The sequence below is a fragment of the Streptomyces sp. NPDC025638 genome, assembly GCF_055558775.1.
This window is the reverse complement of the sequence record NZ_JBVHLX010000010.1, coordinates 374,595-394,507: the sequence shown is the minus strand read 5'-3', so window position 1 is coordinate 394,507 and position 19,913 is coordinate 374,595. Positions and strand designations below refer to the sequence as shown.

Annotated in this window: 16 protein-coding genes; 12 read left to right on the top strand and 4 right to left on the bottom strand. The window is 72.7% G+C overall.

Annotation, left to right across the window (positions count from 1 at the left end):
- Positions 1-88, bottom strand: an 88-nt coding sequence (locus tag ACZ4EG_RS26680; protein ID WP_467792367.1) for a helix-turn-helix domain-containing protein, incomplete at its 3' end; no start/stop codon positions are given.
- Between the two features lie 50 nt (positions 89-138).
- On the opposite strand from ACZ4EG_RS26680, the gene ACZ4EG_RS26675 reads away from it, so the two are divergent.
- Positions 139-549 carry a RidA family protein gene (locus ACZ4EG_RS26675; RefSeq protein ID WP_453562141.1) on the top strand — a complete coding sequence of 137 codons (411 nt, stop codon included), beginning with the start codon at positions 139-141 and terminating at the stop codon, positions 547-549.
- Positions 550-562: 13 nt separating this feature from the next.
- The gene (locus tag ACZ4EG_RS26670) at positions 563-4,705 is read left to right on the top strand and encodes a CHAT domain-containing protein (RefSeq protein WP_467792359.1); all 4,143 of its coding nucleotides are present in this window, start codon (positions 563-565) and stop codon (positions 4,703-4,705) included.
- 4 nt (positions 4,706-4,709) lie between these two features.
- Here the strand turns inward: ACZ4EG_RS26670 and ACZ4EG_RS26665 are convergent, their stop codons facing one another.
- A complete protein-coding gene (locus ACZ4EG_RS26665; protein WP_467792358.1) occupies positions 4,710-6,515 on the bottom strand; it encodes a caspase family protein in 1,806 nt (601 codons plus the stop codon).
- A 97-nt stretch (positions 6,516-6,612) separates the two neighbouring features.
- Here ACZ4EG_RS26665 and ACZ4EG_RS26660 point away from each other — a divergent pair, with 97 nt between their 5' ends.
- The 6 genes from ACZ4EG_RS26660 to ACZ4EG_RS26635 all read left to right on the top strand — a co-directional run bounded on the left by ACZ4EG_RS26660 (position 6,613) and on the right by ACZ4EG_RS26635 (position 12,063).
- Positions 6,613-7,068, top strand: a complete 456-nt coding sequence (locus ACZ4EG_RS26660) for a hypothetical protein (RefSeq protein WP_467792357.1) — start codon at positions 6,613-6,615, stop codon at positions 7,066-7,068.
- 58 nt (positions 7,069-7,126) lie between these two features.
- Positions 7,127-8,992, top strand: a complete 1,866-nt coding sequence (locus tag ACZ4EG_RS26655; RefSeq protein ID WP_467792356.1) for a hypothetical protein — start codon at positions 7,127-7,129, stop codon at positions 8,990-8,992.
- Positions 8,989-9,279 (top strand): hypothetical protein, encoded by a 291-nt coding sequence (locus ACZ4EG_RS26650; RefSeq protein WP_453562149.1) that lies wholly within the window; start codon positions 8,989-8,991, stop codon positions 9,277-9,279. Before ACZ4EG_RS26655 ends, ACZ4EG_RS26650 begins: the two co-directional genes overlap by 4 nt.
- Positions 9,276-9,827 (top strand): hypothetical protein, encoded by a 552-nt coding sequence (locus ACZ4EG_RS26645; protein WP_453562151.1) that lies wholly within the window; start codon positions 9,276-9,278, stop codon positions 9,825-9,827. Before ACZ4EG_RS26650 ends, ACZ4EG_RS26645 begins: the two co-directional genes overlap by 4 nt.
- Positions 9,828-9,876: 49 nt before the next feature.
- Positions 9,877-11,442 (top strand): AAA family ATPase, encoded by a 1,566-nt coding sequence (locus ACZ4EG_RS26640; protein ID WP_467792355.1) that lies wholly within the window; start codon positions 9,877-9,879, stop codon positions 11,440-11,442.
- Positions 11,443-11,526: 84 nt separating this feature from the next.
- The gene (locus ACZ4EG_RS26635; protein WP_467792354.1) at positions 11,527-12,063 is read left to right on the top strand and encodes a hypothetical protein; all 537 of its coding nucleotides are present in this window, start codon (positions 11,527-11,529) and stop codon (positions 12,061-12,063) included.
- A 4-nt stretch (positions 12,064-12,067) separates the two neighbouring features.
- Here the strand turns inward: ACZ4EG_RS26635 and ACZ4EG_RS26630 are convergent, their stop codons facing one another.
- On the bottom strand, positions 12,068-13,423 hold the full coding sequence (locus ACZ4EG_RS26630) for a M14 family metallopeptidase (RefSeq protein WP_467792353.1): 1,356 nt from the start codon (positions 13,421-13,423) through the stop codon (positions 12,068-12,070).
- Positions 13,424-13,788: 365 nt separating this feature from the next.
- On the opposite strand from ACZ4EG_RS26630, the gene ACZ4EG_RS26625 reads away from it, so the two are divergent.
- From ACZ4EG_RS26625 to ACZ4EG_RS26610, 4 genes are all read left to right on the top strand, one after another.
- The gene (locus ACZ4EG_RS26625; protein ID WP_467792352.1) at positions 13,789-16,104 is read left to right on the top strand and encodes an ATP-binding protein; all 2,316 of its coding nucleotides are present in this window, start codon (positions 13,789-13,791) and stop codon (positions 16,102-16,104) included.
- A 52-nt stretch (positions 16,105-16,156) separates the two neighbouring features.
- On the top strand, positions 16,157-17,065 hold the full coding sequence (locus tag ACZ4EG_RS26620; protein WP_453562157.1) for an anti-sigma factor RsbA family regulatory protein: 909 nt from the start codon (positions 16,157-16,159) through the stop codon (positions 17,063-17,065).
- Positions 17,066-17,201: 136 nt separating this feature from the next.
- A complete protein-coding gene (locus ACZ4EG_RS26615; RefSeq protein ID WP_467792351.1) occupies positions 17,202-17,684 on the top strand; it encodes an ATP-binding protein in 483 nt (160 codons plus the stop codon).
- A gap of 309 nt (positions 17,685-17,993) precedes the next feature.
- Positions 17,994-18,137: a hypothetical protein gene (locus tag ACZ4EG_RS26610; RefSeq protein ID WP_467792350.1), complete on the top strand. Its 144-nt coding sequence runs from the start codon at positions 17,994-17,996 to the stop codon at positions 18,135-18,137.
- 60 nt (positions 18,138-18,197) lie between these two features.
- Here the strand turns inward: ACZ4EG_RS26610 and ACZ4EG_RS26605 are convergent, their stop codons facing one another.
- Positions 18,198-19,898 (bottom strand): chitinase, encoded by a 1,701-nt coding sequence (locus ACZ4EG_RS26605; protein ID WP_467792349.1) that lies wholly within the window; start codon positions 19,896-19,898, stop codon positions 18,198-18,200.
- Positions 19,899-19,913 lie beyond the last annotated feature (15 nt).

Below are 19,913 nucleotides of genomic sequence, written 5' to 3'. Positions count from 1 at the left end.
CGCAGCCGAACGTGCGCGACAGCTCATCCGCCTGCTCGCCCGTGGGGTAGAAGCGGTACTTGAAAGCCCGCTTCACCTGCCTCGTCATACCTCACTTTCTATCAGCTTCCGTGTGAGCATCCACGAAGGAGAGCCCCGATGACGGACAAGATCGCACTCACCCCGAAGACCCACAACACCCCTCCGGCCAAGTTCTCGTTCGGCGTGCGCAAGGGCAACATCCTCCAGGTGGCCGGCCAGGTCGGCTTCCTCCCGGCCGAGGAGGGCAGGCCCCCGACGCCCGCCGGTCCCACCCTGCGCGAGCAGACCCTCCAGACCTTCGCCAACGTCAAGGCGGTCCTTCAGGAGGGCGGTGCGAGCTGGGACGACGTGATGATGCTCCGCGTCTATCTGACGGACACGGCGCACTTCGCGGAGATGAACGAGATCTACAACGCCTACTTCGAGGAGCAGGGGCTCACACAACCTCCGGCCGCTCGTACGACGGTGTACGTCGGTCTCCCCGAGGGCCTGCTGATCGAGATCGACGCCCTGGCCGTACTGGGCTGACCGTCCGGGCAGTATGGGCCCTGTGACCGACGACCTCCTCGAAGAGCTGGCCGCCGAGCGCGACCAAGTGCTCGACGTGCTGGCCCAGTTGTCCTCCGGCGACCCGGACGCGCCCGGCATGTGCGGGTACGCGGGCGAGTTGAGCCACCGGCTGTATCTGCTGCGCGCCCGGGGCGCGGACGACGAGGAATTCGCCCTGGCCGTCGACGCGTTCGAGCACGCCTTCCGCAAGCCCGGCGCGGAGCCGGTGTGGTCGGCCTGGCGGATCCGCTTCGGGCATCTGCGGGCCGTGCAGTACGAGGAGGAGGGCGAGCGTCGACTCCTCGACGAGGGCTGGGAGTTGCTGCGGGACGGGGTCGACGGGCTGGCGGCCGACGACCCCGACTTCGGCAACGAGCGGGCGTGGGGCCGGTATCTGCTCGCCGTCTGCGCCAAGACCCGCTACCTCGCCGCCCCGGCCCCGGACGCCCTCGACGAGGCCCTGCGCCGCCACGCCGACGCACTGGACGACGTGGAACCGGACGAAGAGGAGGAGGCCGACCTGCGGACCGCACTGGGCTTCCTCCATCTGCAACGAGCCCGGCTGTACGGCGACTTGGACGCCGCCGCCGAGTCGGCCGCGCACTACCGCGCCGTACTCGGCACGGCCGGGCCCCTCGACCTCCCGCACATCCGCTACAGCATGGGCCTCGCCACGATGCTGCACGGCCGGGCCACCGGCGACCAGCAGGAGCTGGAGACGGCCCGGGACGCCTTCGACACGGCCCTCACCGAGGCCCGCAGGGCGGGCGGCCCCGAGCCCGACTGGGCCTTCGAGGCCGAGGTCAACGCCATCTTCGTACGCGCCGTGATCTGGTCCACCTGGAAGGACGTCGGGCACGCCCTCGCCGCCGAGGTCGAACTGCGCCGGCTGCTCGACCGTCCCGGCGCCGAGGCCCAGTTGCTGCCCCAGTACCTCGACGCGTTCGGACGGCTGCTGTACGAGCGGGCCGCCGAACGCGACGACGCCGAGGGCCGGGACCGAGGGATCGCGCTGGTACGGCGGTCCGTGACCGAGTGGGACCCGGACCGCGACGGCGAGATCGCGCCCGCCGCCCTGTTCCTCGCCCTCCTCCAGCAGGCCCGCTACCACGACGACCCGGACCCGCGCCGGGCCCAGGACGTCCTGGAGGCCACCGGACGGCTCCTGGACGGACAGCACGGCAACCATGAACTGACGCAGTCGGCCCTCATGCTGGACGGCTGGGCCCGCTTCACCCTCGCCGAGCACGGACTCCTCGCCCGGACCGACGACGGACTCCCGGAGGGCCTCGACGCGGAGGCGTTCCGCGGGACCGTCGACACGATGCTCGACGACCTGCGCGAGGGACGCGCCTTCCTCGACTTCGGCGAGGAGGAGTTCCTGCGCGGCATGGAACGGGACGTGACCGGCCGCAAGCGCCGTATCGAGGGCTTCGAGAGGGCCCTCGCCCAGCTGCGCGCCGCCGAACCGGGCAGCGCGGGCCGGGCCCAGCTCGCCGCGATGATGCTGTGCAACCTCACCGTCGTCGACCCGGAGGGCACCTACATCACCGCCGAACACCGGCGGGAGCTGACCGAGGCGGTGCTCGAACGCGCCGAGCGGGACCCGGCCTGGCGCGGACAGGCACACGTCGTCGCCGGCATGGCCCGGCTGCACGAGGAGACGACCGTCGGCACCGGCGCGGGCCTCGACGAGGTGCTCGCCCACTTCGACCGGGCGCAGGAGGCCGGCGTTCCGGAGGCGGACGGCCACGGCGGCTACGGCCTGGCCATGGCCCGGCTCATGGCACAGACCCAGCGCGGCCAGACCGGCGGCGCCGCCGACGACATGGAGGCGGGCGCCCGGACCTGGCGCCGGCTGCGCGACAACCCCGCCCTGCCCGCGCATCTGCGCCGCATGATGGACCTCCAGCAGGCCGGCTTCGACGCGCACACCGCCGTCCAGCGCGGCGACCTGGCCGCCGCCGACCGGCACATCGCCGCGCTCACCGAGGGCCACGCCGCCATGAGCGAGGAGGACCCCTCCCGCATCGAGATCTACACCGCCCTGGAGAACGCCCGCGCCGCCCGCGACAACCTCGCCCGCACCCTCGGCGCCCCGCCCCTGCCACCCCTCCCCGGCCGCCCCGGCGCGGCCGAACTGCGCCGCCAGGCCCGCAGACTGCCCCGCGACCACCGCGCCTGGGTACTCGGCGACGCCGGCATCACCCGCTTCACCCGGGCCGGGGCCGCCATGGACGGACCCGGCATCGCGGAGGCGATCGGCCTGCTCAAGGAGGCCCACGAGCTGTCCGAGCCGGGCAGCGACAGCCGCCTCAGATACGGCCACTGCCTCGGCATCGCCCACTGCGCCCTGTCCGGCCTGGAGTTCGACCGCGTCCGCCGTCGGGAGCGGCTGGCCCGGGGCATCGAGCTCCTGGAGCTCGGGTTCGCCGAGGCGGGCGGGCCCGAACACCGCCTGTACGCCGAGATCGGCCTCGCGCTCGCCCGTGCCCACCGCACCCGCGACGACCTCCACCGCCGCGACCGCGCCACCGCCCGCACCCTCGGCCTGACGTCCCTGCGCGGCCACGCCTGGGCCGCACTGCTCCAGTCCGGCACCGACCACGCCGCCCTCGCGGCCGCCCACGCCACCCGCTCGGCGCTGGAGGTGGCCGGCTGGTGCCTCAAGGACGACCGCCCCGAGGAGGCGCTCCAGGCCCTCGACGCCTGCCGCGGCCTGGTCCTGCACGCCGCGCTGACCTCCACCACCGTGCCCGACCTCCTCACCACGGCGGGCCGGGCCGACCTCGCCGAGGAATGGCGGGCCACGGGCGCGGACGCCGCCGACCGGCCGACCGACCCGCTGACGGCCGTCCGCGCGCCCCTCGCCGTCCCCAGCACCCTGCGCCGCCGCGTCCTCACCGCGCTCACCGACACCGAGGCCGGCGCCCCCCTCGCCGCCCGGCTCCTCGACCCGCCCGCCCCCGACGAGATCGCCGAGGCCCTGCGCGCCCTCGCCAAGGACGCCCTGGTCTACCTGGTCCCGTCCTCCGACGACGCGCCCGGCACCGCCCTGGTCGTCACCTCCGACGGCACGGTGCACGCCATACCCCTGCCGACGCTCACGGAGGACGCGGCGCCGCTGAAGGAGTACGCCCCCGCGGGCGCCCTCACCCGCGACCTCGGCCCGGTCCCCGGCTCCGCGTTCGCCGCGGCCCCGCCCTCCCTGCGCAAACAGCTCGACCGCCTGTGCGGCTGGGCCTGGTACGCCGCCGTGCGCCCGCTGCTGGAGGCCTTCGAGATGCCGCGGGGCCGGCTGCCCCGGCTCGTCCTCGTCCCCATGGGGACGCTCGGCCTGGTCCCCTGGCACGCCGCGTGGGAGGCGGGCGGCCCGCGCGGGCGCCAGTACGCCCTCCAGGCCGCCGAGATCTCCTACGCCGCCTCCGCCCGGCTGCTGTGCCAGGTGGCCGCCCGCCCCGCCACCGACCACACCGGCGGGGCGCTGGTCGTCGGCAACCCCACCGGCGACCTCCACTACGCGGGCGAGGAGGCCGACGCCGTCCAGCGCGCCTTCTATCCCCGGGGCCGCTTCCTCGGCCGCCGCGGGACCGGCCCGGCGGACGGCACCGGCACCCCGGGCGAGGTGCTGGACTGGCTGCGCGAGGGCGCCGACGGGGGAGTGCTGCACCTCGCCTGCCACGCCTCCGTCGCCGCGAACGCCCGCCGCAGCTCGTACCTCTCCCTCAGCGACGGCCAGTTGGCGGCCGAGGAGATCACCGGCGCGGGTGCCGGGGACGGCGGCGGCCCGGCCCTCGTCCTCCTGGCGGCCTGCCGCAGCCATGTCTCCGGCCGCGGCCACAACGAGGCCTACAGCCTCGCCACCGCCTTCCTCGTCGCGGGCGCCCGCTCGGTCGTCGGATCACTGTGGCCGGTCCCCGACGAGGCGACCTCCGTCCTGATGTTCCTCACCCACCACTTCCTGCGCACCCACGGCGAACCCCCGGCGAAGGCCCTGCGCCGGGCCCAGCTGTGGATGCTCAACCCCGACCGCGAACTGCCCGCCGAACTCCCTCCGGCCCTGGCCGACCGCGCCCGCCGGATCGATCCGCACGACCTGAGCGCGTGGGCCGGGTTCACCCACCTGGGCCGCTGATCGGCTATGGCACGAGTGTGCGCAGGGGGAGGGTGACGGCGGTCCAGCGGCCCGGTCCGCCCTTGATGGCGGGCCCCAGGTCCCGGGCGCCGGAGGCGACCCACGGCTCCCAGGCGGGCAACTGGTACGACAGGGTGCTCAACTCCCCTTCCGCGACGATCAGCTTGAGCCAGTCCCGTCCCTCGGCCCCGGGCGCCACCGACCGCGTCGGGGGCAGCGACAGCTGCACGGGCTCGCCGTCCAGGGCGTACCCCGTACGCCCCGGCCCGATGAAGTGCCCGGGGTAGAGGACCGAATGGGACGCGTAGCTGTCGGTCAGGTCCAGCAGCAGGCACCACAGCGTCCGGTCGGGAGAGGTGTTGCGCAGCCGGACGGAGATCCAGGGCGCCTGACCGTCCGTGTACGGGCAGACGATCTCCCCGGCGGCGTCCCGGCGCAGCGGCTCGTCGGAGCCCCAGGGGGTGATCTCCAGGCGCACCAGTCCGTCGAGCGGGGAGGGGCGGGGGGTCAGGTCGCGCAGCTGGTGCCAGCGGGTGAGGTGCGCCAGACAGTCCACGACACGCAGCGCGTCCGCGGCACCGCCGCTGTACGGCAGCGGTGCGGTGAACTCCGTACCGTCGCGTCGCAGCACCAGGGCCGCTCCGCCCCGCACCTCCACCCGGAAGTGGAGATCACCGGCGTGCTCGGGCCCGTCCACCAGGCGCAGCAGGGGTGCCGTCGAGAGGGCCTCCGTCAGTTCCCGTGTCGCCGCGGCGGACCCGTCGAGCGCCACCGTCCCGGGCGGCAGGGCGACGGCCGACAGCGTCACGGGATGGACCCGCTCGGGATCCGGCACCCGGTCGAGGGGCGTGACCAGCGTCCGGTCGACCCGCACCTCCCGCGCCCGTACGACGGGACGGTCCGGCCCGGCGTCCACCACCGTGAACTCGGTGCCCCGCGCTCCGACGGCGTCGTCCCGGAGCCCGTGCGCGGCGCCGCAGTCCACCTCCCAGCCGTCCGGCCCGTACCGCAGCAGATGCGCGCTCGGCGTACGGTCCGTCGCCTCGCCGAGGAGCGGACGGTCCGCCGCGCCGCCCGGGAGGTCCGGGAACAGCACCGGCTGCTGGAGGCTCCCGGACCGCCGCACGCGGGCGGCGGCCGCCGCCAGCAGCTCCCGGCAGCTGGCGTCGGCCCCGGCCGCGCGGGTCGCGCCGACGAGCGCCTGCGTGAACGCCCCCTGCCGCACCCCGTCGAACCAGCCCTCGAACGACTGCTGGTCCAGCCGGCTCGCGGCCAGCAGCACGTGCCGCGGAACGGCACGGGGAGCCGGGACGTCCGCGGCCTCCAGGTCCCATGTGGGCGAGGGCGGCGCGTACCGTGCGGTCCACGCGTCCTCCCGGGTCGCACCTCCGGAATGGCAGCAGTCCAACACCGCCACCACCTGCGCACCCCCGGCCGCGACCGTGTCGAGCAGCGCGCCCAGCCGCTTGTCCAACAGCGGGCCGTCCACGCAGACCAGGGCCTGGTTGAGCCCCGTCGCCTCGATCAGCAGGTCGTCGCCGGTGGCCTCCCGCTGGGTGCCGTGCCCGGAGAACCACAGCAGCGCGGTGTCCCCGTCGCCCGCCGCGCCCAGATGCCGTACGACCGCGTCCGTCAGCGCGTCGACCGTCGCGTCGTCGTCCAACAGGACCATGACGTCGGCCCGTTCGCCCACGAGGTCGGTCAGCAGCCGGTGTGCCGCGGCAATGTCGTTGGCGCAGCCACCCAGTGGTGTCGCCACGGATTCCGGATAGTCGTCGACCCCGACCAGGAGCGCCTTGATCCTTCCCATGGGTCCGAGTGTGTCAATTGCGCTTCGAGCTCGCACTCTTGACGTGACGTCACTAAACTTTGCTCCTGGTAACACCACCCATGACATCGGGGGACACATGGGGTACACCGAACGTCCGCGACGTATCGTGCGGCCCACGCTCGGCACCGGACAGTCGCACGCGCCCGCCGCTCCCGCACCCGGCATCGCGCGCCGCGAGCTGTACGGGCCACGCTCCGCAGCACTGCTGGAGGCCGTGCGCCGACTCGACGCGGGGCTGGACGAGCAGGCGAGCCGCTCGCTGGCGGACTGGGTCCGGGAGCAGTACACGACGTCGTACGGCTCGGTGCCGCTCGGCTTCGTCGCGCGCTGCTATCTGGGCCCGCCGTACGTCGACCACCAGCTCAATCTGTTCCACGTCATCGTGCGGCACTTCGCCCCGGCCGAGCAGATGCCCGAGCCGTTCTCGGCGGCCCGGATGCTCGCCCGCTCGGGCGGCTACGCCTACGTCGAGGTGTACGCCGACGGCCTGGTCCTGCCCGTACTGGACGACGGCACGGTCGTACGGCCCTGAGCCGGCGCCGCCCCCACGCTCCACACCCCCAGACGCAGCACGCGAACGGAGTTCCCGCATGTCCGAGGTCGACCTCGCCCTGCACCGCAAGGTGCAGGAAGTCAGCAACCTCGTCATCAGGCTCAGCGAACAGGTCGGTTCGGTGTCCGGCCAGGTCTCCACGGTCGAGTCCAACCAGCAGCAGACGCGTACCGAGCTCCAGCAGCTGCGGGACGAGTTCCTGGCCTTCGTGAGACAGGCCGAGTCCACGGCGAACGTGCAGCGCGCCGAGACCCGGATCGGGGCCATCGAGGACAAGATCGACCACGAGTTCGGCCATCACAAGACGGTCCGGCGCACCGCGGTCGGCATGCTCCAGGCCTTCGACGTCGGCCTGGTCTCCGAGGAGAACGTCCGGTTGGTCAGCGACCAGCTGATGATCCAGACGCCCCGCTACTGGCTGGCGCCCGCCCTGGTCGCGCTCGCCTCCTGGTCGGCCGACGACCGGCAGCTGTGCGATCGCGCCGTCGACGAGGCGTTCCGCCGCTCGCCCGACCGCACCTCGCTGTTCTTCGCGCTCGTCCTGCGCCGCCAGGGCCGGTCCGAGTCGGCGGTGCGCTGGCTGCGGCACTATCTGCTGGCCCAGGACCCGGCCGCCCTCGGGCGTGAGTTCGCCGTCATCCTGGAGGCCATCGCGCAGGGCGCCTTCGGACTCGTCGGCCGTGATCTGCTCGACCGCACCCTCGCCGAGTGGCGCGCCCAGCTGATGGACAGCGCGGACGCGCAGGCCCGGCAGATCAAGCGGTGGCGCGACGAGATCGACACGCTGCGCGCGCCGTCCGGTCAGGGCGAGTTCCCGCGGCTGGCCGCCGTCTCGCCGCAGTGGGTCACCCTCGACGGCGTGCTGTCCGCCGCGCGCGGGCAGACGGCCCTCCTGGACAAGTACAAGGCCATCCTGGAGCGGGAGTTCGAGCCGTCCGAGCGCATCGAGGACGCCGTCGACGACATCCTCGACAGGCTCGTCTCCGAGTACGACAACGAGGAGCTGCCGCTGCGCCGCGACCTCGCCTTCAACCAGGCGGTCGTGGACCACGACGGCGATCTGGGCGCCGCCCGGCAAACGGCCGACGCGGACGCCGCCTCGTACGAGGAGACCCTCGACTACCTCACCGTGCAGACCACCGCGGCCCTCAACCCGCAGGCCATCGGCACCTCCCCGGCCACCCAGCGGCTGGCGGTGGCCGCCTGCCACGAGTGGTTCCAGCAGGCGCACGCCGGCCACACCCGCGACTACCGGGCGGCCGTGCCGCAGGATGTGCAGGCCCAGTTCGGCACCGCGCACAGCGTCGGCGCGCAGACCTTCCAGCTGCCGCCGTGGATCGGCTCGTTCACCCAGCCGCTGGCCACCCTGGAGAGGGCGCTGAGCGACCACTGGGACCACTACACGGGCCCGTTCGTCGACGCGCTCGCCTATCCCTGGCTCAAGAAGGCCGCGCCGCTGATCGCGGTGGTCGCGGGCATCCTGCTGGTCTTCGCCGGCATCTTCCCCGGGTTCGCTTTCGGCGCCGCCGCGATCGTCGGCATCGTCTGGGGCCTGGTCCTGTACAACGGCTCCCAGACCGCCAAGCGCAACCAGGACGCGGCGCGTGAACTGCTGGCCCGCGCCAAGACCGAGTCGCTGCACCAACTGCGGGGCGCGTCGGCCGAGCTGACGGACTGGTACGAGAAGTTCCGGGCAGCCGATCGGATCGAGGCCCGGGTCCGCGAGCTGATCGCCACGCTGCCGACGGCGGGCGGCGGCGCCTCGCCGTTCGAGGGCCGCACCGTACGCAAGGAGCCCGAGGCCAAGAGGTCCGAAACCAAGAGGTCCGAAACCAAGGGGCCCGAGGCCAAGGTGCCCGAGGCCAAGGAGTCCGTGGAGCCCGAGGAGGACACCGTCCGATGAGCACCCCGCCCCCCACCGCCCAGCCCGACCCCACCCCACCGCCGCCGCACAGACCGCCGGCCGACTCGCCCTGGGCGGCGACCGTCCCCCAGGCGGAGGCTCCGGCCTCCCCGTGGGCCGCCTCCGCCGACGGCGCACGCGCCCAGAGCTCCCCCTGGGCCGCCCAGCGCCGTCCGCAGCAGGAGCGGGTCACCAGCAGGCTCCGGCGGGTCGTCGAGGGGCTGCCCGACTGGGAGCCGCTGCCGCCCGGCGAGACCCTTGTGCGCCGGCCGGGCAGCACGTCGTGAGCGGGCTGTGGGGCGACGGCGGCGCCTACCAGGCCTGGGTCGGCTTCCTGCGCCGCTGGGCCGCCCTGGAACCCGCCGACCCCGCCAAGCTGCCCGCGCTCGTCCAGGAGCAGTACGACGCCGACACCTGGGTGCGCCTCACCGAGCACCTCACGACCGCTCTGGACACCCGGCTCGGCACCTGGGCCGAGTCTCTCGTCCGTGCCCTGGACCAGGCCCGGGACGAGTTCTCGTACGGCCGTGAGCTCGCCCAGGCCCGCACCGGTCTGCACACCGTCCGCGCCCTGGCGGCCCACCCCGGCCTGCCCGAGTCCCTGCGCACCCGGCTCACCGAGCTGGTCGACCGCCAGATCCCGCAGGTCCAGGTCCAGTTGGAGCAGAACCTGGATCACGAGGCCCGGCGCGGCGCGGACCCGAGGACCGTCGAGCGCCGCCGCCGCACCCTGCGGGACAACGCGCTGACCGGAGCCCTCACCGTGCGCACGACCCAGGACGGCTGGGCGTACGACCCGGCGGCACCGTCGCGACGGCGCATCGTGCCCGGGTGAGCGGCCCCGCCGCCCCGCCGCCCGCAATCCACCCTTCGAGAAGGCCCGAATGTCGAACTACGCCGAGAGCCTCAGCCACCTCGACAGCTATATCTCCGCCCGCGTCCCGGTCATCGCGATGCGCACGATCGAGCAGCAGCGCGCCCTGAGGCTGTTGCGCGAGGCGGCGACCCAGTCCCGGCGCAGCAGCATGCCGTTCTGGATCTACACCCGGGCCACCGGCCTGCGCGACCTGCGCACCAACGCGCCCGTGCAGGACGACCGTTCGCTCACCGGCGCCATGGACTTCGCCGCGGCCCAGTTCGGCAGCCGCGCCAATGCCACCGTCGTCTTCGTCGACCCGGACGAGCTGGAGTCGGACACCCCGGTCACCCGGCACTTCGCCGAGCTGGCGCGGCTGGCCGACAGCAACATGGGCAGCATCGTGCTGATCACGGACACACCGATCTGGAGCGGTCTGCAGCGCCTCGGCATGAGCCTGCGTCTCGACCTGCCCGACTCCGAGGAGATGTACGGCATCCTCAGCGGCTTCCTCGGCGATCACCACGGCCACATCCCCATCGAGTGGACCGAGGAGGACGCCCGCCGTGCCGCGGAGTTCCTGAGCGGGGTCACCGAGGCGGAGTGCGTCAACCTGATGGCGACCATCGCCGCCAAGGGCTCCATCCGGCGCGACGACGTCCTCGGCCTCGCCCAGGCCAAGGACCGCATCTTCAGTGACCTCACCGGCCTGGAGCGGGTGCAGCTCAAGCAGAGCGACTACGCCATCGGCGGGCTGAGCGGTCTGCGCACCTGGCTGGAGCGCAAGCACGACATGATCTCCCGCGACCTCAGGCACACCGCCCTGCGGCCGCCGCGCGGAGTGCTGCTGGTCGGCGTCCCGGGCTGTGGCAAGTCCCTGTCCGCCAAGGCCATCGCCCACGACTGGAAACTCCCGCTGTACCGGCTCGACATGGCCTCCATCCACGGCAAGTACCTCGGTGAGTCCGAGGGCCGCTTCCGGGAGGCGCTCGCCATGGCCGACCGGGTGGCGCCCTGTGTCCTGTGGATCGACGAGATCGAGAAGGGCCTGGCCGGCCGCGACGACATGTCCGGCGTGCCGCAGCGCATCATCGGCCAGTTCCTCTACTGGCTCCAGGAGTCCCAGTCCCGAGCCTTCGTCGTGGCCACCGCCAACGACATCCGCAGCCTGCCGCCCGAACTCCTGCGCAAGGGCCGCTTCGACGAGCTGTTCTTCGTCGACCTGCCCGACGCCCAGGACCGCGAGGAGATCATCCGCATCTACCACCGGCGCTATCTCCAGGCGGACCTCGACCCCGACCGGCTGGACCGGCTCGTCGACCTCTCCGAGGGCTTTGCCGGCTCCGACATCGAGGCCGCGCTGCACGACGTGGGCGAGGAGGCGGTGCGCCGGGGCGGCGTGGGCCAGCTGAAGGACTCGTATGTGATGGACACCTTCGCCCAGGTACGCCCGCTCAGCGTCAGCAATCCCGAGCAGATCGAGGAGATCCGCGCCTGGGGCCGCGAGCGCGCGGTGCCGGCCGGCCGGGCCGCGGTGACACCGGTGCCGGGCGACGGGGGACGGACGCGGCGGATCGTGTTCATGGACGAGTAGGGCCGAGGACGAGCAATCGGGGTGAACCCGGGTGAAGGGTGGTCCGGCTGGTTCCGGCACAGGTATGTCGTCCATACTGCCGCCGTGGAGCAGCGCATAGGATCGAGCAGCAAGCCCCTGAAGGGCGCCGGATTCGACCCGGCCTTCATCCCCGGGCTCACCTCACCCGAATCCGCGGAGCCGGAGGACGCCGAGCCGGAGACGGACGAGGCGGAGACGGACGAGGCGGAGGCGGCCGAGGCGGCGGTGTCGGACGAGGACGCGGCACCGGTGGAGGCCGCGGACGCCGAAGCGGCGGAGGAGGCCGAGGACGCGGCGGTGTCGGAGGACGCGGAGGCCCCGGAGGGTCCCGTCTTCGAGGCCGCCGACCGTCGCGCCAAGATAGTGGCCGACCACAAGGGCGTCCGCCTCACCCTCGACGAGGAGTCCTGCGAGTTCCGCTGGGACGAGATCGGCGCGGTCGAGACGGAGGCCCCCCGCTTCGGCAAGCGCTTCACCGTCACGGTGCACACCCCTGACCGCCGCTGGTACCCGATCGAGATCGAGGCGACGGCCAGGAGTCGCTTCAAGGAATGGGAAGAGGAACTGGACGCGGTGCTGGACGCCTACTTCGAGGAGTGACCGGCTAACTGCAGTACTGGGCTTCCTTCCCGATCGACCGGTACATACAGTCCGCGTTCTCCAGCAGTTGGAACACCGCGTCGCGGTTCCGGGAGGTCTCCCGCTCGATCACCTCGTCGGGCGGGTAGAACCCCCCGTTCCAGGCGGACGTCGGATACATCTCGAAGGTGTAGTCGAAGATCTTGTGCGCACCCCAGAGGTAGTCGTCGATCGACCCGTCGGTGATGTACAGGTCGCTCGCCTGCTCCGGCGTGTACCCGTTGCTGGCCGCCATCTTCTGCCCCACGGCCTTGAACGCGGCGGCGTCGTCCGCGGTCATCCCGGTGTCCGTGTCGGAGTAGGTGTAGCCGTACGGCCAGAGCACCAGCTCGCTGTACGTGTGGAAGTCGATGCCAGCCTTGATCTGCTGCTTCCCGCCGACGACCCGGCCGCGCACGAAGTCGGAGACGACCTTCACCTCGGGCGCGGACTCCGCCGCGGAGCCCCGGTAGGTCTCGGAGGACTTGGATCCCGAGGACCCGCCGCAGCAGCCCCACTTGTAGTTCCAGTTGCGGTTGAGGTCCGTGCCGACGTACGACGACCCGCTGTTGGGCTGCCGGTTCTTGCGCCACGAGCGGTAGGACCCGGTGGCGATGTCGTACTCGCCGCCGTCGGGGTTCAGGTCCGGCACGATCCAGATCTCGCGGCTGTTGACGATGCCGGTGACCCGTGAGTCGGTGCCGTACCCGGCTCCCAGTTCGCGCAGCAGGTACAGGGCCATCTCGACGGTGAGGTGCTCGCGGGCGTGCTGGTGGAAGGTGAGGAGCACCTCGGGTTCGTTCTCGTCCGTGGCCACGTTGTCGCTGACCTTGATGGCGACGATGTCCCGGCCCTGGTACGACTTGCCGATCACCCGCCTGCTCATGATGGCCGGGTAGGCGGCGAGCCGCTGGTCGATCTCCGCGTTCATCTCGGCGTAGTTGTGGTACTTCGAGTCGGCCGAGGGGAAGTCGAAAAGCCGCAGCTCGTCGGCGGGGCTCGACCGGTCGGGCGCGGCGCCCAACGGCGTGACGTCGTAGCCGAGTTGCCTCAGCTCGCGGATCTGGGCGGCGCGTCCGGAGACGACCACGGTCTCCTCGTCCGCCTCGTCCACGGTGACGCCGGTCTGCTGGATGGCCGTGCGGGTCACGGGGGTGGTGCCCTGGTGGATCTCGTACTGCCGGACGTCGTCGGCGGAGGGTGCCGCCTTGCGGGCGCTGTCGGCGGTGGCGTGCGTGGCCGTCGCCGACACGGGCGCCGCCAGTGCGAGGGCCAGCAGGGCGCCGAGCGCGGCGGTCCTTCTGCTGCCGCGGGCGCCTGAGCCGCGTGTGCGAAGTCGCATGAATTCTCCTTGGGTCTCCAGGAATTCCGGGGTCGCCGGATGTGGGGTGGAGCGGAGCTGGGGGGTGCTTCAGTGCGACGAGCAAGGTGCGGATGCCGTGCGTGGGCGGTGCGTTGGCTGTGCTTGGGCGGTGCATGAGCTGTGCATGGGCTTGTGCACGGGTGGCGCTCATGGTGAAGCGTTGGCATGGCCGGGTCAAGGGCGGTTCAAGCGGTATCGGCCCAAACCGGCCGGGCAGTGTACGCGCGCGACGACCGACCGGAGTGTCCCCGGCCAAAGAGCACTCGTTGGCGTGATGAGCGCGTGCGGCCCCGCGCACCCCCGGGGAAGAGTGGGGGTCCGGCCAAGAGGAGGGCTGGCTGATCATGGGCGGATCAGCGCCACGACGCGACGCTCGTCGGCCGGTCGAGACGACCAGCTTCGTCGACCGGCGGGACGAGCAGGCGCAGGGCCGTGAACTGCTGGCCAGAGCGCGCCTGGTCACGCTCACCGGTCCCGGCGGCGTCGGCAAGACCCGCCTCGCCGGACGGTTGGCGGCCCGCGTCGAGCGCGCCTTCCCGGACGGCGCGCGCCACGTCCAGCTCTCCGGCCTGCACGACCCGGCGCTCGTCCCGCTCGCCGCCGCCGACGCGCTCGACCTGCACGACCACTTCGACCAGCCCCCACTGGACGCCCTGGTGGAACAGCTCCGCGACCGCCGCCTTCTCCTGGTCGTCGACAACTGCGAGCACATGTCGGCCGCCTGCGCCGAACTCGCCGCCGCCCTCCTGCGCGGCACCACCGGCATCCGCATCCTCGCCACCAGCCGCCACCGCCTCGGGCTCACCGAGGAGCACCTCATGGAGGTACGGCCCCTGCCGGTCCCCGACCCCGACGGAGACCTGTCCGCCGCCGAGGCCCACCCGGCCCTGGCCCTGTTCGCCGACCGCGCCGCCGCCGTCGTCCCCGGCTTCCGCCTCACCCCCGGCAACCGCGCCGCCGTCGCCCGCCTCTGCGCCCGCCTCGACGGCCTCCCGCTCGCCATCGAACTCGCCGCCGTCCGTATGCGCGTCCTCGGCATCGAACAGCTCCTGGCCCGCCTCGACGACCGCTACCGCCTGCTCTCCGCCGGCAGCCCCGCCGTCCCGCCCCGCCACCAGACGCTCCGCGCCGCCGTCGACTGGAGCCACGAACTGTGCACCGGGCCCGAGCAGTTGGTGTGGGCGCGGCTGTCGGTGCTCGCCGGGAGCTTCGACCTGGAGACGGCGGAGGCGGTGTGCGCGGACGGCGAGCGGATCGTGCCGTACGACGTTCTCGACGCCGTCGCCGGGCTCGTCGACAAGTCCGTGCTGGGCCGGGAGAGCGGGCCCGGCGGGGTGCGCTACCGGCTGCTGGACACCCTCCGCCACTACGGCCTCGACCAGCTGCGCGAACACCCCGGCGAGGAGACGGCCGCCCGGTGCCGCCAGCGGGACTGGATGCAGGAGCGGGCCGCCGGTTACGAGCGACGCTGGTTCGGGCCGGGCCAGCGGGAGATCGTCGCCCGGCTCCGCGCCGACCAGGACAACCTGCGCGCCGCCCTCGACTTCAGCCTCACCACACCGGGCGAGGAACTCGCCGGGCTGCGCCTCGCGGGCACCCTGTGGTTCTACTGGCACGCCTGCGGAGCATCCCGCGAGGGCGGCTACTGGCTCGACCGCGCCCTCGACGCCGGCCCCGGGCCGAGCCGGGAACGCGCCCGGGCCCTGTGGATCTCCGGTCTGCTGGCGGGCTGCCCCGAGGACCTCACCCGCGGACTGCGCCGCGCCGAGGAGGCCCGCGCCCTGGCCCAGGACCTCGGCGACCCGGCCGAGGCGGCTCACGCCGACTACGTCATCGGCGTCGTCCAGCTCTTCGCCGACGATCTGCACACCGCCCTGAGCCACTACGAGTCCACCGTCGCCCGCGGCCCGGTCCCCGGCCAGCACCTCAGCCTGCACGGCCTCGACCTGGTCGAACTCGCCTGTGCCCTGGCCCTGCTGGGGGAGGCGGACCGCGCGGTCGCCGTCTGCGAGGACGCCCTGCGCCTGTGCGAGCGGCACGACGAGGAGTGGGTGCGCTCGTACGTGCTGCGCATCCTCGCCCTGGCCCACGCCGTGCGCAAGGACTGGCGGCGCGCCGAGCCGTACGCCTGCCAGGCCCTGCGCCTCAAGCTCGATGTGCACGACGTCATCGGCATCGGACTCACCCTCGACCTGCTGGCGCGGCTCGCCGACGGGTCCGGGGCCGCCGAGCGCGCCGCCGTGCTGCTCGGCGGCGCCGACCGGGTCTGGTCCGACGTCGACCGCGACCGCTGGGGCTCCGAGGCCCTCAACTCCGCCCGGCGCGACTGCGAGACGCGGGTGCGCGCGGCGGTGGGGCAGCGGACGTACGAGCGGGCGTACGACCGCGGCGCCGGGCTCGGCCTCGGCGAGATCGTGTCCTACGCGCTCCAGGACCCTCAGGACACCGGCGCGGCGCGGGAGCCGGCCCCCGCGCCGCGGCTGACCCGCCGGGAGGCCGAGGTCGCCCGGCTCGTCGCCGAGGGGCTGGCCAACCAGCAGATCGCCGACCGCCTGGTCATCGCCCGCCGCACGGCCGAGGGCCATGTGGAGCGCATCCTCAGCAAGCTCGGCTTCAGCAACCGCAGCCAGATCGCCGCCTGGGTGACGGCCCAGCGCTGATGACTCCCACCGTGAGGGACGTACGACAGATGGGGAACCCATGAGTGCAGACATGCGTGCGCAAACCGGCCTGGTCCAGGGGGACTTCGACCACCGTATGGCGGTGTTCGGCTCGGACGACGAGTTCGTGGCGGCGGCGCTGCCCTTCCTCGCCGAGGGCCTGGCCGCCCCCGACGAGCCACCGCCCGTGGCCATCGTCGCCCCCGCCGGTCTCGACCTCCTGAGGGACGCCCTGGGGCTCGACGCCTTGAGGGTCGCCTTCATTCCGCACACCGACTGGTACACCGGCTCCGCCGCCAACGCGGTCGCCCGGAGCGCCGGCTACCTCGCGGCGCACGCCGGCCCCGGCGGCCGTATCCACCTCCTGATGGAGCCGGACTGGGCGGGCCGCGCGGGCAGTTCGCCCCGTGAGACCGCCGAGTGGATCCGCTACGAGTCCCTGGCGAACCTCCTCTTCGCCCCCTTCTCCACGACGGCGATGTGCGCCTACGACACCCGCACCGCGGGCCTCGCCCTCGTCGAGGCGGCCCGCCGGGCCCACCCCGCCACCGGCGTCTACGAGCCCCCGCCCGCCCTGGTGCGCGAACTGGACGCCGTACCCCTGCCGCCGCCGCCCGACGACGCCACCGCGCTGCCCGCCCCGACGAACGAATCCGTATGTGCGTGGTCGGAACAACACGGACTCCCGCCCGCCGACGCCGAGTTGTTCACCGCGGCGGTCACCGACGCGGCGGCCGAGCTCGGCCCCGTCACCGGCACCCTGCTGTGGGGACGGGCCCCGTCCTGCGTCTGCGAGCTGCGCCTGCCCCACCGCGTCGCCGACCCGCTCGCCGGCTTCGTACCGCCGCCCACCGGGGATCTGGAGCCCGGGCAGGGCCTGTGGTTCACCCGCCAGGTCTGCGCCTACGTGGACGTACGCGACCACGCCCACGGCTCGACCGTCCGCATCCAGTACACCTAGCTGCGGCTGCTGCGGCTGCGTGTACGCAGGCATGTCCGCATCCATGCATACGCGGGTGCCGGGCGAACCGACGCAGGTACGGATTCGGGTATTCCTCCCCGTGTGGGCGGGTATACGGGGAGGGCACGCTGTGAACATGCTGCATCCTTCCGGAAGAAGCCTTCCGGACCCCGGCCCTCAGTACGCCGCGTATCCGCAGCCGCCCATACGGGCCGGCCATCTGAGCGTCGAGTACGACCCCGTTCCCTCGGCGGCCCACGAGGCGCGCTCGGTCGTGCGCAGGCAGCTGGAGGAATGGGGACTCGCGGAGCGGGACGAGGTCGTCGACGTGGCCGAACTCCTGGTCAGCGAGCTGGCCACCAACGCCCTGCGGCACGCGGCGAGCCCTTTCCGGCTGACCCTCCTCGCCTCCCACGGCGTCCTGCGCTGCGAGGTCGCCGACACCGACCGCCGCGCGCCCGAGGTACTCGACGCGGGCATCACGGAGAGCGGCCGGGGCATGACCCTGGTGGACGCCCTCGCCCGCCGCTGGGGCTGCCACCGCGAAGGCCCGGGCAAAACGGTCTGGTTCGAACTCGGCACCTGCGACTGCGACGGCTGCGACCGGCGACAGTCTTAGCCTCGGGCCCGTTCGGCCGTTCAGCCGCGGGTATCGTATGGTCACCGGCCCGGCGTGGGTGTCAACACCGTGGGTCGACTACGTGGCGCCGCCCCATGGTCTGGGCTCAGTGTTTGATGCGGCAGTTCGTTGCAGAGGCTTTTGGACATGGGTGCTCGCGAAGCGGGGAAGCTCCAGATCTACGCAGTGGAGGAGCTGGACCCCTCGTCGGCGACCTGTGTCGTTCGGTGTGTGGGTGGAGTCGTGCGTCCCGGTGATCGGTTCGACGTCGAGTCCGCATCCGACCCTTCTGGCGAGGGGTCCCACGTCGTGCTCGACTGGATTGATCGCTACGGGCGCCGGGTGGACTTTGTCGATCCGCCCCACACTGCAAGGGTCCGCCTGGCCGGCGAGGGCGTTGCCCTGCTCGAGGGCGGCGTTGAGGTCGTTTCCGTCGCGCGGGCCGCGCAATGAGCTCGCCGCCCCCACCCACGCGAACGAGGGTGGGGGCGGACTCACCGACTTGATGTCCGACTACGGCAGCGCGTGCACGTGCGGGGCCACCGAGTTCGACCAGGCGTTGCCCGCGGACGCGTCCCAGTTCGTCGACCAGGTCATTGCGCCCCGTAGGCCGGGGTAGGTCTTCGACGGCTTGAAGGTGCCGCAGGCCGTGGCCTTGGTCAGGCAGTCCAGGGCGTTGTTCACCACGGTCGGTGAGACGTAGCCGCTGCCCGCCGCGCTCGTCGATGCCGGGAGGCCGAGGCCGACCTGGGACGGGGACAGGCCGCCCTCCAGCTGGATGCAGGCCAGGGCGGTGAGGAAGTCCACCGAGCCCTGGGAGTAGACCTTGCCGTCGCAGCCCAGCATCGAACCGCTGTTGTAGTACTGCATGTTGACGACCGTGAGGATGTCCTTGAGGTTCAGGGCCGTCTGGAAGTAGGAGTTCGAGGTCGACTGCATGTCGATCGTCTGCGGGGCCATCGTCAGGATCAGGGACGAGCCCGCCTTCGCCGACAGCGCGCGCAGCGCCTGCGTCATGTACGTCGCGTTGAGGCCGTTCTCCAGGTCGATGTCGACGCCGTCGAAGCCGTACGTCTGCATCAGCGAGTAGACCGAGTTCGCGAAGTTCGTCGCCGACGTCGGGTCGCTCACCGACACCGTGCCGTTCTGGCCGCCGACCGAGACGATGACCTTCTTCCCGGCGGCCTGCATCGCCTTGATGTCCGCCTTGAACTGGTCGACGGTGTAGCCGCCAAGACCGGCCGAGTCCAGGTTGAAGGTCACGGCGCCCGGCGTCGAGGTCGCGTCCGCGAAGGCCACCGCGATGATGTCGTACGACGAGGGCACGTCGGAGATCTTCTGGACCCTCGCCCCGTTGTTGAAGTTCTGCCAGTAGCCGGTCACCGCGTGCTTGGGCAGGGCGCCGCCTCCGCCTCCGCCCCCGGTCGCCGCCGTCGTCCCCGTCACCGCCGCCGACTTCGGCGACTCACCCGCCGAGTTGGTCGCGGTGACCTGGAAGGAGTACGACGTCGACGCGGCCAGGCCGGTCACGGTCGCCGAGGTGCCGGACACCGCCGTCACCTTCGTGCCGTCGCGGTAGACGTTGTAGCCCGTCGCGCCCGACGCCGCGTTCCAGGACAGTGACACCGACGAGGAGGTCGTACCGGACACGGCCAGGCCGGCCGGTGCGCCCGGCACCGTCGGGGCCGGGTCGCCGCCTCCGCCGCCGTCGGGGCCGTACACCGACACGTCGTCGGCGTAGTACGCGGGCTGGCCGTACCAGCCGTGCGTGTACACCGTGACCGACGTCGTCGACGCACCCGTCGTGAACGAGGTCGACAGCTGCTTCCACGACGTGGAGTCGGGGGTCCACGTCGACACGTCCGTCGTGCCCGTACCGGTCACGCCCAGGTATGCGTAGCCGCCCTGCAGCCACGCGCTCAGCGTGTACGACGAGTTCGGCTTCACCGCCACCGTCTGGGAGCACTGGGCGTAGTCCTGCCCGGCCGGTGTCGCCTTCAGCGCGGCCGTGCCGGAGTGGGCGGGGGAGGAGACCGTCGTACCGCTGCTCGCGGAGCAGGTCCAGTTGCTCAGGGCCGACTCGAAGCCGGCGTTCTTGACGTTGTTCACATCCGCGGCGGATGCCGGACCCCCGGACATCCCCGCCAGTGCCACCGCCGTCGAGAGGGCGGCGACGGCCGACCAGGTTCGTGTGCGTCGTCTCTGTCTGGGCATGACAACAAGTTGGTC